The organism is Streptococcus mitis, from assembly GCF_047463435.1.
Classification (GTDB): domain Bacteria; phylum Bacillota; class Bacilli; order Lactobacillales; family Streptococcaceae; genus Streptococcus; species Streptococcus mitis_DS.
In genome coordinates this window covers 1-20,110 of sequence record NZ_JASHDW010000020.1, presented here as the reverse complement: position 1 = coordinate 20,110, position 20,110 = coordinate 1, and the positions used below count along the sequence as shown (strand labels likewise).

Below are 20,110 nucleotides of genomic sequence, written 5' to 3'. Positions count from 1 at the left end.
AGCTTCTCTAAGCTATATCCTTGTTTTCTAAGTTCATAGATCTGAACTTTATCATCATAACTCAATTTCATAATAAAACACCCCAAAAGTTAGATTTTTTCTGTCTAACTTTTGGGGTGCAGTACACCTAGCAGCACTTGGACTTCTTGGAGCCCTTAGTGGATTTGGACTTCTTTCTCGCAAGAAAAAAGAAGACTAAAAACTCATAGTTTTTAAGAAGATGATTCGTCATCTTCTTTTTTTGGCTTTTTGTCAACTGTATAGTGGATTGAAGAAAAGCGGCTATATCTATAGGGGATTTACCCGCTACAAATAGTACATCTCAGAAATAGTATAAATTTATTTTTGAGATGATAGTTTATCGTTCTCTATATTGTATTTTTATGCAATATATATCTGAGTATGTTTAGGAAGAGTTTGATAATATTATTTTTTTGTACCTAGGACACAAAAATAATATAAATGAATCGAGTATAAACGAGACATATTTATGGACAAGTTAATTTTATTTATGATAAAATAGTAGAGTTGTTTTTATAAAAACCAACATATATTTATATGTAATCATAAAACTTTTAGATTGAGATAAGAAGGAGAAAACATGTATTCAAGAATGGAAAAATACCATGGTAGAAGAGCCCAGCGCTTTTCTATTCGTAAGTATAGCTTTGGCGCTGCTAGTGTCCTTTTGGGAACGGCACTTGTTTTAGGTGCTAATGGAGTACAAGCTGATGAGACTCTACCAGTAAATCCGGCTACTTCTGATCTTGCAGCTACAAATAAGAAGGATGCAGACTCTGCTCTAACAACACCTGTTGTTGAAGAACTTCCAGAATTAAAGATTGATGCTGTAAAAGCAGATGAAAAAGCTGAACCTAAAGAAGACGTTAAAACTGAAGCAACACCTGTAGTAGAAAAAGAAGTCTCTGATAAATCTGATAAAGAAGCAAGTAAAGAAAAATCGGATAAAGAACAAGCTGACAAAAAAGAAGCAACTAAAGAAAAAACTGACAAAGAAACATCAGAAAAAGTTGAAACAGAAAAAGCACAAGATGATGTTAAGACAGTTCTTACTCAATTGACTTCAGAAGCAGAAGTAATGGCAACAGTTGCTTCAAACTTCTCAGATAAGGAAGCTAAAGATGTTGAAGCTAAACAAAAATTATCAGCTGCAATTGCTGCAGTCAAGCTTGAAGCGGTAGCGGCAAAAGGTTTGCTCTATTCTAACGATTCTACGGAAGAACAACTAACATCCCAAGTAAATCGCATCTCATCTGCTATTGAAGCAGTCTACGCTGAAATGAAACGTGCAGGTCATGCAGGTAAAGTAGAAGCTGTGCTTGGAGCTACAGATGCTAAAGATCAAACCATTACAGGTAAAGGTGTTATTAGAAATGGTAATGCAATTGTAACAGTTAATAATGCCTATGTGACGATGAACGCAGATAATACTGCACCTAAAGCATGGGGGATTGATGTAGTATTTGATACATCTCAGGCTCAAAATGGTGATACTACTACAATTGAAATGAAAAACTTAACAGGGTTTGGGGATAGTTTTAAACCTGGTACAAAAATTACTGCAGCAGATGGAACTGTAATTGGTGAAGTTTCATCTAAAGAAACTACTAACTCTGTAGGAAGTAGAGGGGGAGAAAGTCCATTCTGGTCTCAACGTAAGAAAGATGGTAAGACTTATGAAGAGCGTCTAGCTGAACAACCAGCTATCCCGAATGAAGTTGGGACTACTACTTATACAATTAGATGGAATGATAAGGCAAAAAATTATGCTGTAACAACTTTTTATGCGGAAAACTTAACTGCGATTGATTATTATGCGCCTAATATTTCCAAAGATACAGAATATACAGCGGCAATTAGTGTAAATGGTCAACCGATTCTAGAACATAAATATACTCATAAAGCATCTAAGTCAGCGGCACAAAAACAAAATACTTCTGCTACTATTATGGGAGATAACATTTTAGGATATAAAGGAAGTGAACGCGTTAGAAAGAGTGATGCAGTAGTTATTAATACTGATAGTGATGTACGTTACGGAAAAGGTTCTAAATTTACGATTACATTACCAAATGATGATTTTACGTATTTTAAAGCAATTGATGGTTCAAAAAACACTGTCACAAATACTAATAAGGCTGATAGTATAAGTTACCGTCCTGCAGGTCGTTGGAATAATGTTCAAGCTAATGCAAACAACGTTTGGATTCTTAATGACGGTCGTGATACAAACTTTACATTAAAAGCAACAATTAAATCACCAACAGAGTTAGAGATAGAAGTAATAGATGGTGCGATTCAAGAAGATTCAATAGTTTCAATAGGCTTAGATAAACTTGGGGTTGAAAAAGCTATAACAAACCGTACATTCTCAGATGAGTACTCTAAATTCATATACGATGAAGCTGGACGTTTGAAAGATGGAAGTGTTGTCGGGGATACTGATAAAACTGCAGCTACTCTTACTGTATCAGGTGGAACACCTCTTAATGGAGGAGAAGAAAATGTAACTACCAAAGTTGCAAACGGTTGGAAAGTTGAAGTTGGAGCAGGAGGTAACAGTCAGTTTGAAACAGGTGCTGTTACTATTACTTTAGTAAATATTGAAACAGGTGAAGAGTTTGCATATGAACCAACAAGTTACGATGGTTATGCTAAACCTAATGAAGATGGTAGCTATGAAACTAAGAACATTTTAGGTAAAAAATATGATGTTTCAAACCAAGTTCCTGATTTAACTAAAACTATCAAAGGTGTTGAGTATATTCGTGTTGATGTTCCGTCAAAAGGAACAACAGGAACTGTTAATATTGGTCCAAAACGTGCTAGCGCTATCTATAGTTCAGAGGAACTTCAAGCGAATGGAGTAAACCCTAATGCTTTTGTAAATAATGTTGTTTACTACTATGTTAAGAAAACAAAAGTAGAAGAAGTAAACCGTACGATTAAGTATGTTTACGCAGACGATGTTAAGGATCTTGCAGGACAAGAAGTATTTGAACCAACAAAACAAACTGTAAGCTATACAGGTACTATCCAAGTAAATGATAAAAATGAAGCGCAGGTAGATGCCAATAGAAAACCTATCTATATTAATTGGGTTGGAAACGGTGATACAAACCTTCCAGAAGTAACAGTACCTCAAAAAGAAGGTTACATCGCAAGTGTAGAAAAAGTTCCGGTACAGCCAACAACTGCAACAGATGAAGATTATGAATACGTTGTTACATATACAGCTATCCAAAAAGCGAAAACAACATTCGTAGATGAAAAAGGAAATCCAATCCCAGGAGTAGATGAAATCACTGAACAAGGTGGATCTGAAGCTCCATTAACAAAAGAAGCTGACGTAAAAGCGAAGATCAAAGAACTTGAAAACAAAGGATATGAATTAGTTTCTAATACATACCCAGAAGGTGGTAAGTTCGATAAAGAAGCTGGCGTAGATCAAGAGTTCAAAGTAACTCTTAAAGAACGCGTGGTACCAGTGACACCAGATCAACCAAAAACACCAGGAACTCCTGTTGATCCAAACAACCCAGACGGACCTAAATACCCAGCTGGCTTGGAAGAAAAAGATCTAAACAAAACAGTAACACGTACAATCACATACGTATACGAAGATGGCACTCCAGTATTAAGCGAAGATGGCACTCCAAAAACAGTAACACAAGAAGCAAAATTCACACGTGAAGCAAAAGTAAACTTAGTTTCAGGTGAAGTGACTTACGGAGATTGGTCAGAAGCTAAAGACTTGCCTGAAGTGAAATCACCAAAGGTAGACGGATACTTAGCTGATAAAGCAAGTGTAGCAGTTGTAAACGTAACCGGTGATTCAGAAGATATCAAGGAAGTAGTAACCTACAAACCACTAGGTTCATGGGTACCAAACATTCCAGGTCAACCAACAGATCCAATCAAGTATCCAAACGATCCAACAGATCCAACAACACCAGGAACTGATAAACCAGTTCTTCCATACGTACCAGGTATGACTCCTAAGGACAAAGATGGTAATCCGTTGAAACCAGTTGATCCAAACGATCCAAAAGAAGGATATGAAGTACCAAATCTTCCAACAGATCCAAGTCAAGATACACCAATCAACTACGTAAAAGATACGCAAAAAGCAAAAACAACTTTCGTAGATGAAAAAGGAAATCCAATTCCAGGTGTTGACGCTATTACTGAAGAAGGTGATTCAGACACACCACTTACAAAAGAGGCTGAAGTAAAAGCTAAAATCAAAGAACTTGAAAACAAAGGATATGAATTAGTTTCTAATACATACCCAGAAGGCGGTAAGTTCGATAAAGATAAAGACACTGATCAAGAGTTTAAAGTAACGCTTAAAGAACGTGTTGTACCAGTTACACCAGATCAACCAAAAACACCAGGGACACCTGTTGATCCAAACAACCCAGACGGACCTAAATACCCAGCTGGCTTGGAAGAAAAAGATCTAAATAAAACTGTTACACGTACAATCACATACTTATACGAAGATGGAACTCCAGTATTAAATGAAGACGGCACTCCAAAAGTTGTTACCCAAGAGGCTAAATTCACTCGTGAAGCTAAGGTCAACTTGGTAACAGGTGAAGTGACTTATGGAGATTGGACACCAGCTCAAGACTTGCCTGAAGTGAAATCGCCAGTAGTACCAGGATACTTAGCTGATAAAGCAAGTGTACCAGTTGTAAATGTAACTGCGGATTCAAAAGATACTACAGAGGTAGTAACCTACAAACCACTTGGTTCATGGGTACCAAATATCCCAGGTCAACCAACAAACCCAATCAAGTATCCAAATGATCCAACAGATCCAACAACACCAGGCAACGACAAACCAGTTCTTCCATACGTACCAGGTATGACTCCTAAGGACAAAGATGGTAATCCGTTGAAACCAGTAGATCCAAACGATCCAACTAAAGGTTATGAAGTACCAAATGTTCCAACTAACCCAGGTGAGGATACACCAATCAACTACGTGAAGGATACGCAAAAAGCGAAAACAACTTTCGTAGATGAGAAAGGAAATCCAATTCCAGGTGTTGATGCTATTACTGAAGAAGGTGACTCAGATACACCACTTACAAAAGAAGCTGACGTAAAAGCGAAAATCAAAGAACTTGAAAACAAAGGATATGAATTAGTATCTAATACATACCCAGAAGGTGGTAAGTTCGATAAAGATAAAGATACTGATCAAGAGTTCAAAGTAACACTTAAAGAACGTGTTGTACCAGTTACCCCAGATCAACCAAAAACACCAGGAGCACCTGTTGATCCAAACAACCCAGACGGACCTAAATACCCAGCTGGCTTGGAAGAAAAAGATCTAAACAAAACAGTCATACGTACAATCACATATGTGTACGAGGATGGAACTCCAGTGTTAAATGAAGACGGAACTCCAAAAGTTGTTACTCAAGAGGCTAAGTTCACTCGTGAAGCTAAGGTTAACTTGGTAACAGGTGAAGTGACTTATGGAGACTGGACACCAGCACAAGACTTAGCAGAAGTTAAATCACCAGTAGTTAAAGGATACTTAGCTGATAAAGTAACAGTACCAACTACAAAAGTAACTGCGGATTCAAAAGATACTAAAGAAGTAGTAACCTACAAACCACTTGGTTCATGGATTCCAAACATTCCAGGACAACCAACTAACCCAATCAAGTATCCAAATGATCCAGCAGATCCAACAAAACCAGGAAGTGATAAACCAGTTCTTCCATACGTACCAGGTCACACACCTGTTGATGGAAACGGACAACCACTTAAACCAGTAGATCCAAAAGATCCATCAAAAGGATACGAAGTACCAAATGTTCCAACTAATCCAGGTGAAGATACACCAATCAACTACGTAGCGAACAAAGCGAACCTAGTAGTTAAATATGTAGATGAAAAAGGCAAAGACCTTCTACCTTCAGAAACTACAGAAGGTAAAGTAGGTGATGAGTACGCTACAAGTGGAAAAGTTATTACTGGATACGTATTGGAACGTGTAGATGGAGAAGCGAAAGGTAAGATTGGAGAAAACGGTACAACAGTAACTTATGTTTACAAACCACTTGGTTCATGGATTCCAAACATCCCAGGACAACCAACAAATCCAATCAAGTATCCAAATGATCCAACGGATCCAACAAAACCAGGCCAACCAACAGAAGTAGTACCATACGTCCCAGGCTACACACCTAAGGATAAAGATGGTAATCCGTTGAAACCAGTGGATCCAAACGATCCAACTAAAGGATATGAAGTACCAAGTGTCCCAACTAACCCAGGTGAGGATACACCAATTAACTACGTAGCGAACAAAGCTAACCTAGTAGTTAAATATGTAGATGAAAACGGTAAAGAGCTTCTACCTTCAGAAACTACAGAAGGTAAAGTAGGTGATGAGTACGCTACAAGTGGAAAAGTTATTACTGGATACGTATTGGAACGTGTAGAAGGTGAAGCTAAAGGTAAGATTGGAGAAAACGGTACAACAGTAACTTATGTTTACAAACCACTTGGTTCATGGATTCCAAACATTCCAGGTCAACCAACTAACCCAATCAAGTATCCAAATGATCCAACGGATCCAACAAAACCAGGTAACGACAAACCAGTTCTTCCATACGTCCCAGGTTACACACCTAAGGACAAGGACGGTAATCCGTTGAAACCAGTGGATCCAAACGATCCAACTAAAGGTTACGAAGTACCAAATGTACCAACTAACCCAAGTGAGGATACACCAATTAATTATATTCCAAACAGTCCTAAGCCAAACCCAACTCCTTACCCAGGACCAACTCCAGCTCCAACTCCTAAACCAGAGCCTAAGCCGGAACCAGCACCAGTTCCATCAACACCAGAGACTCCTGAACAACCAGTAGCTCCAATGCAACCGGAACAACCAACAAATCCAAACCAACCTGCAGTTCCAGCACCAGCTGAAACATCAGTAGCAACTGATTCAGCTACTCAACCAGCAACACCTAAATATGTTGATGGTCAAAAAGAATTACCTAACACAGGTACAGAAGCTAACGCTAGTCTTGCAGCGCTTGGACTTCTTGGAGCCCTAGGTGGATTTGGACTTCTTGCTCGCAAGAAAAAAGAAGACTAAAAACTTATAGTTTTTGAGAAGATGATTCGTCATCTTCTTTTTTATTTCGGTGTTTTTACTTGCGTAAAAAAATGTTTTCTAGTATAATAGTTTATTGTGAGCGAACCTCACTTACCCCTTGCAAAGTCTTGGGGTCATTAGACCAAAAGGAGGAACATATCAATGGCTAAATACGAAATTCTTTATATCATTCGTCCAAACATTGAAGAAGAAGCTAAAAACGCTTTGGTAGCACGTTTTGACTCTATTTTGACTGACAACGGTGCAACTGTTGTTGAATCAAAATCTTGGGAAAAACGCCGTCTTGCATACGAAATCAAAGATTTCCGTGAAGGACTTTACCACATCGTTAACGTTGAAGCAAACGACGACGTAGCTCTTAAAGAGTTTGACCGTCTTTCAAAAATCAACGCTGACATTCTTCGTCACATGATCGTCAAAACTGACGCTTAAGAAGGTAAACTATGATTAACAATGTTGTACTTGTAGGGCGTATGACACGTGACGCTGAGTTGCGTTATACCCCATCAAATGTAGCAGTTGCGACTTTTACTCTTGCAGTAAACCGTACATTTAAGAGTCAAAATGGCGAACGTGAGGCTGATTTTATCAATGTCGTTATGTGGCGCCAACAGGCTGAAAATCTTGCTAACTGGGCTAAAAAAGGCTCACTTATCGGGGTGACAGGTCGTATTCAGACTCGTAGTTACGATAACCAGCAAGGACAACGTGTCTACGTGACAGAGGTCGTGGCTGAGAATTTCCAAATGTTGGAAAGCCGTAGTGTGCGTGAGGGTCATACAGGTGGAGCTTACTCTGCACCAACTGCAAACTATTCAGCACCTACAAATTCAGTACCAGACTTTTCACGTGATGAAAATCCATTTGGAGCAACAAATCCGTTGGATATTTCAGATGATGATTTACCATTCTAATGGACAACTAAAATTATAAAGGAGAAAACACATGGCTCAACAACGTCGTGGCGGATTCAAACGCCGTAAAAAAGTTGATTACATCGCAGCAAACAAAATTGAATATGTTGATTACAAAGATACTGAGCTTCTTAGCCGTTTCGTTTCAGAACGTGGGAAAATCCTTCCTCGTCGTGTAACAGGAACTTCAGCTAAAAACCAACGTAAAGTAACAACAGCTATCAAACGCGCTCGCGTAATGGCTTTGATGCCTTTCGTAAACGAAGATTAAAAAAAGAGGTCCAGTGGACCTCTTTTTCATGAGCTTGAAAACAAGAAAGTGAATTAAGACCCGGTTGGGTCTTTTTTTCACGAGCCTTGAAATGAGAGAGCGAGTTGGGGTCCGGGTGGACCTCTTTTTCATGAGCTTGAAAACAAGAAAGCGAATTAAGACCCCGACGGGTCTTTTTTCACGAGATAGTTTTTTTCTGACCTTGGCGTGCTATAATGGTAATAGAAAGAGTAAAGGTGGGTAAGTCAAAGATGAATTGCACGATTAGAAATATGATTAAGTCTGATATTGAATCCTTATCTCATGGATTTATGAATCAAGGTTGGCCTGCTAGAGAAGAAATTTTGGATAGATATTTTCTGGAACAGGAAAGTGGGGAGAGAGAAGTCTTAGTTGTAGAGATTGATGGTGCTGTAGCGGGCTACGTTACCATTTTGCCCTCTGCTAAACATGGTCCTTTTGCAGAAGTCTATCCAGAATTATCAGATTTTAATGTGTTTGAGCCTTTTCGAAATCAAGGGATTGGGAATCAACTGCTAGAAGAAGCAGAAAAACGAGTCCAGTTTGTTTCGAGTAAGGTCACTCTTGGTGTAGGTTTGCACTTAGGCTATGGCCCTGCCCAGAGATTGTATATCAAACGAGGTTATATTCCAGATGGGACAGGTGTGTGGTATAGAAATAAACCCTTGGAAATGAATGCAACTAGCCAAAATAATGATGATTTAGTTTTATACTTATCCAAGGACTTACAATAAAACTGGAAACTTTTTGAAAATAGGGGATTTAGCTACTTTATGGTATAATGGAAAGAGTTAGATTGAAAGAGGTAGTGAGATGGATGCCAAATTAAGATACAAGGCAAAGAAAATCAAGATTGTCTTTTTTGATATTGATGATACATTGAGAAATTCCAAGACGGGTTTTATTCCAGCTTCAATCCCAACTGTTTTTAAGCAATTACGTGAGAAAGGAATTTTGACAGGTATTGCTTCTGGACGAGGGATTTTTGGTGTCGTTCCAGAGATTCGTGAGCTCAATCCTGACTTTTTTGTGACCTTAAATGGGGCCTACATTGAAGATAAAAAAGGTCGGGTTATTTATCAACATCAGATTGAGAAGTCAGATGTTGAAGAGTATATCTCTTGGGCTAAGGAAGAAGGAATTGAGTATGGTTTGGTTGGGAGTCATGATGCTAAGTTATCGACTCGCACCGATATGATTAGTGAGGCTATCAATCCAATTTACCCTGATTTGGATGTAGATCCTGATTTCCATGAAAAAGAAGATATCTATCAGATGTGGACTTTTGAGGATAAGGGAGATGACTTGCACTTGCCTGATAGTCTCTCAGACAAACTTCGCATGGTTCGTTGGCATGAGCATTCGTCTGATATTGTGCCAATTTCAGGTTCCAAAGCGACGGGGGTGGAAAAGGTTGTGGAACACCTTGGCTTGAAACCAGAGAACGTCATGGTTTTTGGAGATGGCCTCAACGACTTGGAACTCTTTGATTATGCTGGAATCAGCGTTGCAATGGGAATTTCTCATGAAAATATCAAAGAAAAAGCAGATTTTATTACAAAAACATTAGAAGAAGATGGCATTTTTGATGCCTTAGAAGGATTTGGTATGGTAGAAAAAGAATTGCATTTCCCACAAGTAGATATTGAAACAGTAGAAGGTCCTCTTGCGACTATTAAGACCAATCACGGAGACTTGCGTATCAAGCTCTTCCCTGAACATGCTCCTAAAACAGTGGCTAACTTTGTAGCTCTTTCAAAAGATGGCTACTATGATGGTGTCATTTTCCACCGTATTATCAAGGACTTTATGATTCAAGGTGGAGACCCAACTGGAACTGGTATGGGTGGCGAGTCAATCTACGGCGAATCATTTGAGGATGAATTCTCTGAAGAACTTTACAATATCCGTGGTGCCCTTTCTATGGCCAATGCTGGTCCAAATACCAACGGCAGCCAGTTCTTTATCGTGCAAAATCAACATTTGCCTTATTCTAAGAAAGAAATTGCTCGTGGTGGTTGGCCAGAACCGATCGCAGAAATCTATGCCAACCAAGGTGGAACCCCTCACCTAGACCGACGTCACACTGTATTTGGTCAGCTAGCTGATGAAGCTTCTTACGCTGTCTTGGATGGCATTGCTGCTGTTGAGACAGGGGCCATGGACAAGCCAGTTGAAGATGTCGTGATTGAAACAATTGAAATCGAGGACTAAGATGAAAATCGGTGATAAGCTAAAGGGCCGTATTACAGGGATTCAGCCCTACGGTGCCTTTGTTGAGCTAGAGACGGGTGATACGGGACTGATTCACATTTCAGAGATTCGGACAGGATTTATTGAAAATATCCAAGAAGCCTTGAAAGTTGATGAAGAGGTTCAAGTTCAAGTAGTGGATTTAGATGAATTTACAGGGAAAGCTAGTCTTTCTATCCGCACTTTGGAGGAAGAAAAGCATCAGTTTCCAAGACGGAGACGCTTTTCAAGCGATCGTTTTAACTATGGCTTTGCTCCTCTCAAACGAATGATGCCAATTTGGACCAAGGAAGCCCTTCAACATTTGAAGAATCAGAAACACTAGTTAGAAATTTCTATCTTTTGTAATGTTAATATAAATTTGCTATAATAGGACCATGGAAGAAGAACAATTATTAAAATCAGGAGAGCGTATTAACCAGCTCTTTTCGACAGATATTAAAATCATTCAAAATAGAGAGGTTTTTAGCTATTCGGTGGATAGTGTTCTCTTGTCACGTTTTCCACGTTTTCCTAAAAAGGGCTTGATAGTGGATTTTTGCGCTGGAAATGGAGCAGTGGGGCTATTTGCTAGCACTCGGACTCAGGCACAGATTTTGGCTGTTGAGATTCAGGAGCGTTTGGCGGATATGGCTGAACGCTCTGTCCGTTTGAATGGTTTGGAAGAGCAGATGGAGGTCATCTGTGATGATTTGAAAAATATGCCTTCTCGTATACAGGGAAGTAAGGTGGATATGATTTTGTGTAATCCGCCCTATTTCAAGGTAGATCCTCATTCCAATCTGAACGAGAGTGAACATTATCTCTTGGCGCGACATGAAATCACGACCAATTTGCAGGAAATCTGTCGTAGTGCCCAGAGTATTCTCAAGTCTAATGGGCGTTTGGCCATGGTTCATCGTCCTGATCGCCTCTTGGATATCCTGGACATGTTGCAACGGCACAATCTAGCGCCTAAGCGCCTGCAGTTTGTTTATCCAAAGAGGGAAAAAGAAGCCAATATGCTTTTGATTGAGGCTATCAAGGATGGCTCGACAAGTGGCTTTAAGGTCTTGCCACCTCTCATTGTCCACAATGATGATGGCTCTTATACGCCTGAACTTGAAGAGATTTATTATGGATCATAAGGCTTATATGTACGTGCTGGAGTGTCGTGACGGATCCTACTATACGGGTTATACAACTGATGTGAGAAGACGCCTGGCTGTCCACAACAGTGGGAAGGGAGCCAAATACACACGAGCACGCTTGCCAGTCAAACTTATCTATGCTCAAGGTTTTGCCAGTAAGGAAGAAGCCATGTCGGCTGAAGCCCTTCTCAAGCGTAAGAAGAGGCCACAGAAGGAAAGATTTTTATCTGAAAATCAAGATAAAAATTTACTCAGTTATTTTGAAGAATCGTAAGGAGTCCTTTGACTCCTCTTACTTTTGTCAAAAAGCGAAAAAAATGCTACAATAAAGAGAATAAACAAAATGAGGTATTATCATGTCTAAGATTCTAGTATTTGGTCACCAAAATCCAGACTCAGATGCCATCGGGTCATCTGTAGCCTTTGCCTACCTTGCAAAAGAAGCTTACGGTTTGGATACGGAAGCTGTTGCCCTTGGAACTCCAAATGAAGAAACAGCCTTTGTCTTGAACTATTTTGGTGTAGAAGCACCGCGTGTTATCACTTCTGCCAAAGCAGAAGGTGCAGAGCAAGTTATCCTGACTGACCACAATGAATTCCAACAATCTGTATCAGATATCGCTGAAGTAGAAGTTTATGGTGTTGTAGATCACCACCGTGTGGCTAACTTTGAGACTGCAAGCCCACTTTACATGCGTTTGGAGCCAGTTGGTTCAGCGTCTTCAATCGTTTACCGTATGTTCAAAGAACATGGTGTAGCTGTGCCTAAAGAGATTGCTGGTTTGATGCTTTCAGGTTTGATTTCAGATACCCTTCTTTTGAAATCACCAACAACACACCCAACAGATAAAGTCATTGCTCCGGAATTGGCTGAATTGGCTGGTGTGAACTTGGAAGAATATGGTTTAGCTATGTTGAAAGCTGGTACCAACTTGGCTAGCAAATCTGCTGAAGAATTGATTGACATCGATGCTAAAACTTTTGAACTCAACGGAAACAATGTCCGTGTTGCTCAAGTAAACACAGTTGACATCGCTGAAGTATTGGAACGCCAAGCAGAAATTGAAGCTGCAATGCAAGCTGCCAACGAAGCAAACGGCTACTCTGACTTTGTCTTGATGATTACAGATATCGTCAACTCAAACTCAGAAATCCTAGCACTTGGTGCTAACATGGACAAGGTTGAAGTAGCTTTCAACTTTAAACTTGTAGACAACCACGCCTTCCTTGCTGGTGCCGTTTCACGTAAGAAACAAGTGGTACCTCAATTGACTGAAAGCTTTAATGCTTAAGATTTTGAGTGTCAATTCAAATTAGGAAAGGCTAGTTTGTCTTATATCGAAAGGAGTTTCGGCTCCTTTTTTTCTAGGAGTGAAGCATGTTAGAAAATGGCGATTTGATTTTTGTGAGAGATGAGTCAGATATGGGACAGGCCATCCAGACTTCCACAGGCAACTATAACCATGTTGCCATTTATTTGGATGGGATGATTTACCACGCTAGTGGACAGGCTGGTGTTGTCTGTCAAGAACCGGCAGACTTCTTTGAGTCCAATCACTTGTACGACCTCTATGTCTACCCAGAAATGGATATCCAGTCTGTGAAGGAAAAAGCTTGCAAACATCTAGGGGCACCCTACAATGCTTCTTTCTATCCAGATGGAGCTGGTTTTTACTGTTCCCAGTATATAGCAGAAATTCTCCCCATTTTTGAAACGATTCCCATGAAATTTGGAGATGGGGAGCAGGAGATTAGTGATTTTTGGAGAGAGTATTACAGAGAACTAGGTCTGCCTGTTCCTTTGAACCAAGCTGGGACCAATCCTAGTCAGTTGGCAGCATCGCCTCTGTTAGAATGTAAAGAAAGGAATCTTCATGATTCAGATTTTTAATCCATCTCGTTTGACGAGACAGCCATTTTTTAGAGAATTGATCCGCTATCTAGACCAGCATGAGGATGTGATTTTGCGAGAAATTAAGGCTCAATTTCCAGATGTTGCAGTCGATAAACTCATGGAAGAGTATATAAAGGCAGGTTTGATTCTACGAGAAAATAAGCGTTATTACCTTAATCTTCCTATGCTTGAATCACTCGATAGTCTCGAACTGGATCAAGAGATTTTTGTCAGCGAAGATAGTCCGGCCTATCAAGACTTGTTAGAGCAGCGTTTTGAGACGGAATTACGAAATCAAACCAATGCAGCTATTTTAGTTGAAAAGACAGACTTTGCGAGATCAAAAATGACCCTGTCTAATTATTTCTACAAGGTCAAACATCAGTATCCTTTGACAGAAAAACAGCAGGAACTCTATGACATTTTGAGAGATGTTAATCCTGAGTATGCTCTCAAATATATGACGACTTTTTTGTTGAAATTTCTCAGAAAAGACCAGCTTATACAGAAACGCCGTGATATCTTTGTGGATAGTTTGGTCGTCCTAGGTTATATTGTCCAAAATGAAGAGGGGAAGTATGAGTTGGCTATCGATTTGGATAAGGAGAGATTAACTTTCTACTTGGTCTGATTTCTTGTTTCTGAGCACATTGTTTGACTTTCCTTAGTATTCGGTATAAACTATATGTAACCGGTAACACATATCGGAATAAAATTAAAGGAGACAATCATATGTCACTTGAAAACAAATTGGAACAAGCAACAGGCGCTATCAAAGAAGGATTTGGTAAAGTTACTGGGGATGGTAAGACTGAAGCAGAAGGTGCTGTAGAAAAGACAGTTGCTAAGGCAAAAGAAGTAGTTGAAGATGCTAAAGGTGCTGTAGAAGGTGCCGTTGAAGGTTTGAAAAACGCTTTTAAATAAAAATAGAAAAAATCAAGGGTTTCATTTCCCTTGATTTTTTTACTATCTTATAAATAATTTTCTGCGACGGCTGCATCTCCTGGATAGACTTCTTTCTTGCCTTGGACGATTTGGTAGCAATCGGCTCCCTTACCAGCAATAATAACTGCATCTAATTCGTGATTTGTGATAGCCATCGCTGCCTTGATGGCTTCTTGGCGATCCGCAATTTTTTCAACAGGATGATTGATGTAGCTACTAATTTCATCTGCAATGGCCATTGGGTCTTCATAGTTAGGGTCATCAGCAGTCAAAAAGACTTGAATCTCAGGGTGTTGATTGAGGAGGAGGCCAAAGTCCTTACGACGACTTTCTCCCTTATTTCCTGTCGAACCGAGAACCAGAGCAATCTTTCCAGTTTGATGAGTTTCTACAACATTGATTAGTTTTTTGAGACTGTCACCATTGTGGGCATAGTCGATGAAGACCTTGGCTCCGTTTTTCTGGGTGAGGACTTCCATACGACCAGGAACGCGGGTTGCAGCGATTCCTTTTTTGATGTCCTCAAGACTTGCTCCCAGACGGAGACAGGCAAGTCCAGCAGCGACTGCATTTTCTTGGTTGAAGTGGCCAATCAGTTGAATATCATAATCACCAGCGAGTTTCCCTCTTGCTGAAAAGTTAAAGGCTTTGGAATTCTCTATTTGGTTACTTGACTGACTACCATAGAAATCATGGTCTTGATTTTCTACCTGTTCTTTCAAGACTGAGAAGTGGTCCATGTCACTGTTAATGATGACTGCTCGGCTATTTTCCATCAAGAGACGCTTGTGGTAGAAGTAGTCTTCAAAGCTAGGGTGTTCAATCGGGCCGATATGGTCTGGACTGATATTGAGGAAAACCCCTACATCAAAGGTGAGACCATAGACACGTTTGACCAGATAGGCTTGACTAGATACCTCCATGATGAGGTGGGTGCGGTCATTTTGCACAGCTTGATTCATCATGTCAAAGAGGTCAATGCTCTCAGGAGTTGTCAATGCTGACTTAAAGAAAGTCTTGCCATCTAGAGTTGTGTTCATGGTCGACAACATTGCAGGTCGGTGCCCTTGAGATAAAATGTTATAGGCGAAGTAGGCTGCTGTTGTCTTACCCTTAGTACCAGTAAAGGCCAGGAGTTTAAGTTTTTTCTGTGGATTGTCATAAAATTCCATAGCAATCAAACTCATGGCTTTCTTTATATCACTGACGATAATGGCAGGAATACCAACCTCATAGTCCTTTTCAGCCACATACCAACCGAGGCCTTGAGAGATGGCTGAAAGAAGAAATTCTTTCTTAAAGGCAGCGCCCTTGACGAAAAAGAGGCTCTTCTCTTTGGCCTTGCGGCTGTCATAGCAGATGGTGTCAAAGACGACATGGCTGTAGTTGTAGTGATAGTGTCCTTGGTCGATAATCTCACGGAAGAGACCATCTTTCTTTAATATATCTAATACGGTTTCAATCTTAATCATACTTTCTATTGTAAACCGAAAGTCGTAAATTTACAAGTGACAAGGAAAAGTTTATAATGGAAGGTGAGGAATTTTTCCTAGTGATTAAAATAAAATGAGGAATCTATGTCTAACGAAAACAATCACCAGCAGGCCCAGATGTTACGGGGGACTGCTTGGTTAACGGCTAGTAACTTTATCAGTCGCCTGCTTGGGGCTATTTATATTATCCCCTGGTATATCTGGATGGGGTCTTATGCAGCTACGGCCAATGGTCTCTTTACCATGGGTTACAATATCTATGCCTGGTTCTTGCTGGTTTCAACAGCGGGGATTCCAGTTGCGGTGGCCAAGCAAGTGGCTAAGTACAATACCATGCGAGAAGAAGAGCACAGCTTTGCACTGATTCGGAGCTTTTTAGGCTTTATGACGGGACTAGGTCTGATCTTTGCTTTAGTCTTGTATGTCTTTGCTCCTTGGCTAGCAGATTTGTCGGGTGTAGGGAAAGACCTGATCCCAATCATGCAGAGCTTGGCTTGGGCAGTATTGATTTTCCCATCTATGAGTGTGATTCGAGGTTTCTTCCAAGGGATGAATAACCTGAAACCTTATGCTATGAGCCAAATCGCTGAGCAGGTCATTCGTGTTATCTGGATGCTTTTAGCTACCTTTATGATTATGAAAATGGGCTCAGGAGATTATCTAGCAGCCGTTACCCAATCCACATTTGCTGCCTTTGTCGGCATGGTAGCCAGTTTTGCAGTTTTGATCTATTTCCTTGCCAAAGAAGGATTACTTAAAAGAGTCCTTGAAACAGGAGATAAGATAAACAGCAAGCGTCTTTTGGTCGACACCATTAAGGAAGCCATTCCTTTTATCCTGACAGGGTCTGCTATCCAGCTTTTCCAGATTTTGGACCAGATGACTTTTATCAATAGTATGAGCTGGTTTACCAACTATAGTAATGAAGACTTGGTTGTCATGTTTTCTTATTTCTCTGCCAATCCTAATAAAATCACTATGATTTTGATTTCTGTTGGGGTTTCGATTGGGAGTGTAGGTTTGCCACTTTTGACTGAAAACTATGTCAAGGGAGACTTGAAGGCGGCTTCTCGTCTAGTTCAGGATAGCATCACTATGCTTTTCCTATTCTTGCTACCAGCAACGGTTGGAGTAGTCATGGTAGGAGAACCTCTCTATACAGTCTTCTATGGCAAGCCAGATAGTTTGGCTATGGGCTTGTTTGTCTTTGCAGTTTTGCAGTCTACTATTTTAGGCTTGTACATGGTCTTGTCTCCAATGCTTCAAGCTATGTTCCGCAACCGCAAGGCCGTTCTCTATTTTATCTATGGTTCCATTGCCAAGCTGGTCTTGCAACTGCCAACCATTGCTCTCTTTCACAGTTACGGGCCTTTGATTTCTACAACAATTGGGCTCATCATTCCTAATTTTTTGATGTATCGGGACATTTGCAAGGTAACTGGTGTTAAGCGCAAAGTGATTTTGAAACGAACCATTTTAATCAGTTTGTTAACTATTTTCATGTTTCTAGTAGTTGGGACATTCCAGTGGATTTTAGGATTTGTCTTCCAACCAAGTGGACGTTTGTGGAGTTTCCTATATGTAGCCCTTGTCGGTGCCATGGGGGGAGGAGTTTACGGATTCTTGAGTCTCCGTACCCGTCTATTGGACAAGGTGATTGGAAAAGCCCAAGCAAATCGTCTACGAGCAAAATTAAGAATTTCTCAATAATTTTTTTATAAATAAAAGGGATAATTTGAACATTTCTATCATGAAATGCTTGAATTATTCTCTTTTTATTATTTTGTAGAATAATTTCTATAGTTTGTAGATAGAAATTTTATTTTTCTTAAATTTTACTTAAAAAGCTATTGACTAAATAAAACTCAAGTTGTATAATAAGACAAATATTTAAATCAGGAGGTTATGGAGATGAAAAAGTCTAAAGCCAAGTATGCAACGCTTGCAGGTGTCGTGTTAAGTGCGGGTATTTTGTTAAGCGCGTGTGGAAATTCCAGCACAGGGTCAAAAACATATAACTATGTTTACGTAAGTGACCCATCAAGTTTGAACTATCTAGCGGAAAACCGTGCAACAACCAATGATATAGTGACCAATCTGGTAGATGGGCTCATGGAAAATGACCAATATGGAAATTATGTTCCATCTTTGGCAGAGGATTGGAGTGTTTCTCAAGACGGTTTGACCTATACTTACAAACTGCGTAAAGATGCGAAATGGTACACTGCAGATGGGGAAGAATATGCTCCTGTAACTGCTCAAGACTTTGTGACAGGTTTGAAATATGCAGCTGATAAAAAATCCGAAGCCTTGTACTTGGTGCAAGAATCCGTTGCAGGTTTGGATGACTATATTAACGGTAAAACAAGCGACTTTTCAACTGTTGGAGTCAAGGCTCTTGATGACCAAACTGTTCAATATACCTTGACACGACCAGAATCTTATTGGAATTCTAAAACAACTTCAACCATTCTCTTCCCAGTTAACGCTGATTTCTTGAAATCAAAAGGGGATGATTTTGGGAAGGTAGACCCATCTAGCATTTTGTACAATGGACCTTTCTTGATGAAATCCTTTGTTTCAAAATCTGTCATCGAATTCAAGAAAAATCCTAACTACTGGGATGCTAAAAATGTCTTTGTAGATGATGTGAAGTTGGCCTATTATGATGGTAGTGACCAGGATGCACTGGCTCGTAACTTTGTCGAGGGGGCTTATAGCTACGCTCGTCTTTATCCAAATAGTTCAAGTTTTGAAGGAATTAAAGAAAAGAATAAGGACAATATCATCTATAGCATGCAAGATGCTACTTCTTATTTCTTAAACTTTAATCTGGATAGAAAATCTTATAAATTCACTTCCAAGACAAGTGATGCTGAGAAGAAATCGACTCAAGAAGCGGTTCTTAACAAAAACTTCCGTCAAGCCATTAATTTTGCCTATGACCGTACAGCCTACGGGGCTCAATCTCAGGGAGAAGATGGTGCAACTAAGATTTTGCGTAACTTGGTTGTTCCTCCAAACTTCGTAAGTATCAATGGAAAAGACTTTGGTGAAGTAGTAGCCTCTAAGATGGTCAATTATGGTAAGGAATGGCAAGGAATCAACTTTGCGGATGCCCAGGATCCATACTATAATCCTGAAAAAGCCAAGGCTAAATTTGCAGAAGCTAAGAAAGAACTTCAAGCCAAAGGAGTCCAATTCCCTATCCACTTAGATAAAGCAGTAGATTTGACGAATAAGGCAGAGATTCAAGGAATTAATTCCATGAAACAATCAATTGAATCTGTCTTGGGTTCAGATAATGTTGTGATTGATGTTCACCAACTCTCTACTGAGGACTTTGATAATACAAGCTATCTGGCTCAAACTGCTGCTCAGAAAGATTATGATCTTTACAACGGTGGTTGGAGTGCAGACTATCAAGACCCTTCAACCTATCTTGATGTCTTTAATGTTAATTCTGGTGGTTTGATGCAAAATCTAGGTTTAGAGCCAGGTGAAGCCAATGACAAGGCCAAGGCTGTTGGATTGGATGTCTACACTCAAATGTTGGAAGAAGCCAATAAGGAGCAAGATCCAGCTAAACGTTATGAGAAATATGCTGATGCTCAAGCTTGGTTAGTAGATAGCTCTCTAGCAATTCCAAATGTTTCACTAGGCGGAACACCAACATTGAGAAAAATTGTTCCTTTCTCAACACCATATTCATTGGCTGGTAATAAAGGGGTTGAATCATATAAATACCTCAAATTACAAGATAAGACAGTCACAAAAGATGAATATGAAAAAGCTAAAGAAAAATGGCTGAAAGAAAAAGAAGAATCCAATAAAAAAGCTCAAGAAGAATTGGCAAAACATGTCAAATAAGGATTTTTAAAGAAAACGGGCTCTATAATATTTGTAGTGGGTAAATCTCCTATAAATATTATGGAGCCTATTTTTGTGTAGAAAAAAAGTCCCATATGACCTATAATGAAAAGCGACGAAACAACTCATTAGAAAGATTCATATG

Annotated in this window: 17 protein-coding genes and 1 pseudogene; 16 read left to right on the top strand and 2 right to left on the bottom strand. The window is 39.7% G+C overall.

The window, feature by feature from the left end:
• Positions 1–71: pseudogene (locus QM843_RS09635) on the bottom strand (transposase); the annotation flags it as partial.
• 29 nt (positions 72–100) lie between these two features.
• Here QM843_RS09635 and QM843_RS09630 point away from each other — a divergent pair.
• The 14 genes from QM843_RS09630 (at position 101) to QM843_RS09565 (ending at position 14,581) form a co-directional block, all read left to right on the top strand.
• Positions 101–199, top strand: coding sequence for an LPXTG cell wall anchor domain-containing protein (locus QM843_RS09630; RefSeq protein ID WP_414304837.1), 99 nt, complete (start codon positions 101–103; stop codon positions 197–199).
• A gap of 402 nt (positions 200–601) precedes the next feature.
• Positions 602–7,153, top strand: coding sequence for a mucin-binding protein (locus tag QM843_RS09625; protein WP_414304836.1), 6,552 nt, complete (start codon positions 602–604; stop codon positions 7,151–7,153).
• Positions 7,154–7,315: 162 nt separating this feature from the next.
• Positions 7,316–7,606 carry a 30S ribosomal protein S6 gene (gene rpsF / locus QM843_RS09620; protein ID WP_001151780.1) on the top strand — a complete coding sequence of 97 codons (291 nt, stop codon included), beginning with the start codon at positions 7,316–7,318 and terminating at the stop codon, positions 7,604–7,606.
• Positions 7,607–7,617: 11 nt separating this feature from the next.
• Positions 7,618–8,088, top strand: a complete 471-nt coding sequence (ssbA, locus tag QM843_RS09615) for a single-stranded DNA-binding protein SsbA (RefSeq protein WP_000609606.1) — start codon at positions 7,618–7,620, stop codon at positions 8,086–8,088.
• Positions 8,089–8,119: 31 nt separating this feature from the next.
• The gene (rpsR, locus tag QM843_RS09610) at positions 8,120–8,359 is read left to right on the top strand and encodes a 30S ribosomal protein S18 (protein ID WP_000068664.1); all 240 of its coding nucleotides are present in this window, start codon (positions 8,120–8,122) and stop codon (positions 8,357–8,359) included.
• A gap of 251 nt (positions 8,360–8,610) precedes the next feature.
• Complete coding sequence (locus QM843_RS09605; RefSeq protein WP_049516421.1) at positions 8,611–9,114, top strand: GNAT family N-acetyltransferase; 504 nt, start codon at positions 8,611–8,613, stop codon at positions 9,112–9,114.
• A 79-nt stretch (positions 9,115–9,193) separates the two neighbouring features.
• Entirely contained in the window at positions 9,194–10,594 is a 1,401-nt protein-coding gene (locus QM843_RS09600; RefSeq protein WP_049516423.1) for a bifunctional Cof-type HAD-IIB family hydrolase/peptidylprolyl isomerase, read from the top strand.
• A gap of 1 nt (position 10,595) precedes the next feature.
• Positions 10,596–10,958, top strand: a complete 363-nt coding sequence (locus QM843_RS09595; protein ID WP_000689605.1) for a S1 RNA-binding domain-containing protein — start codon at positions 10,596–10,598, stop codon at positions 10,956–10,958.
• A gap of 52 nt (positions 10,959–11,010) precedes the next feature.
• A complete protein-coding gene (locus QM843_RS09590) occupies positions 11,011–11,760 on the top strand; it encodes a tRNA1(Val) (adenine(37)-N6)-methyltransferase (RefSeq protein ID WP_049525038.1) in 750 nt (249 codons plus the stop codon).
• Positions 11,750–12,037 carry a GIY-YIG nuclease family protein gene (locus tag QM843_RS09585; protein ID WP_125452915.1) on the top strand — a complete coding sequence of 96 codons (288 nt, stop codon included), beginning with the start codon at positions 11,750–11,752 and terminating at the stop codon, positions 12,035–12,037. Before QM843_RS09590 ends, QM843_RS09585 begins: the two co-directional genes overlap by 11 nt.
• Positions 12,038–12,119: 82 nt before the next feature.
• Positions 12,120–13,055 carry a manganese-dependent inorganic pyrophosphatase gene (locus QM843_RS09580; protein WP_060627801.1) on the top strand — a complete coding sequence of 312 codons (936 nt, stop codon included), beginning with the start codon at positions 12,120–12,122 and terminating at the stop codon, positions 13,053–13,055.
• A gap of 86 nt (positions 13,056–13,141) precedes the next feature.
• Positions 13,142–13,654 carry a YiiX/YebB-like N1pC/P60 family cysteine hydrolase gene (locus tag QM843_RS09575; RefSeq protein WP_237447443.1) on the top strand — a complete coding sequence of 171 codons (513 nt, stop codon included), beginning with the start codon at positions 13,142–13,144 and terminating at the stop codon, positions 13,652–13,654.
• Positions 13,638–14,288 (top strand): DUF1803 domain-containing protein, encoded by a 651-nt coding sequence (locus QM843_RS09570; protein ID WP_237447442.1) that lies wholly within the window; start codon positions 13,638–13,640, stop codon positions 14,286–14,288. The genes QM843_RS09575 and QM843_RS09570 overlap by 17 nt, the downstream gene beginning before the upstream one ends.
• Before the next feature lie 101 nt (positions 14,289–14,389).
• Positions 14,390–14,581 (top strand): CsbD family protein, encoded by a 192-nt coding sequence (locus QM843_RS09565; RefSeq protein ID WP_000051182.1) that lies wholly within the window; start codon positions 14,390–14,392, stop codon positions 14,579–14,581.
• Between the two features lie 47 nt (positions 14,582–14,628).
• On the opposite strand, the gene QM843_RS09560 is transcribed toward QM843_RS09565, so the two are convergent.
• A complete protein-coding gene (locus tag QM843_RS09560) occupies positions 14,629–16,074 on the bottom strand; it encodes a UDP-N-acetylmuramoyl-L-alanyl-D-glutamate--L-lysine ligase (RefSeq protein ID WP_314501135.1) in 1,446 nt (481 codons plus the stop codon).
• A 105-nt stretch (positions 16,075–16,179) separates the two neighbouring features.
• Here QM843_RS09560 and QM843_RS09555 point away from each other — a divergent pair, with 105 nt between their 5' ends.
• Both QM843_RS09555 and QM843_RS09550 read left to right on the top strand, forming a co-directional pair.
• Positions 16,180–17,805, top strand: coding sequence for a putative polysaccharide biosynthesis protein (locus QM843_RS09555; protein ID WP_237447440.1), 1,626 nt, complete (start codon positions 16,180–16,182; stop codon positions 17,803–17,805).
• A 201-nt stretch (positions 17,806–18,006) separates the two neighbouring features.
• On the top strand, positions 18,007–19,965 hold the full coding sequence (locus tag QM843_RS09550; protein WP_314501133.1) for a peptide ABC transporter substrate-binding protein: 1,959 nt from the start codon (positions 18,007–18,009) through the stop codon (positions 19,963–19,965).
• Positions 19,966–20,110: the final 145 nt, after the last annotated feature.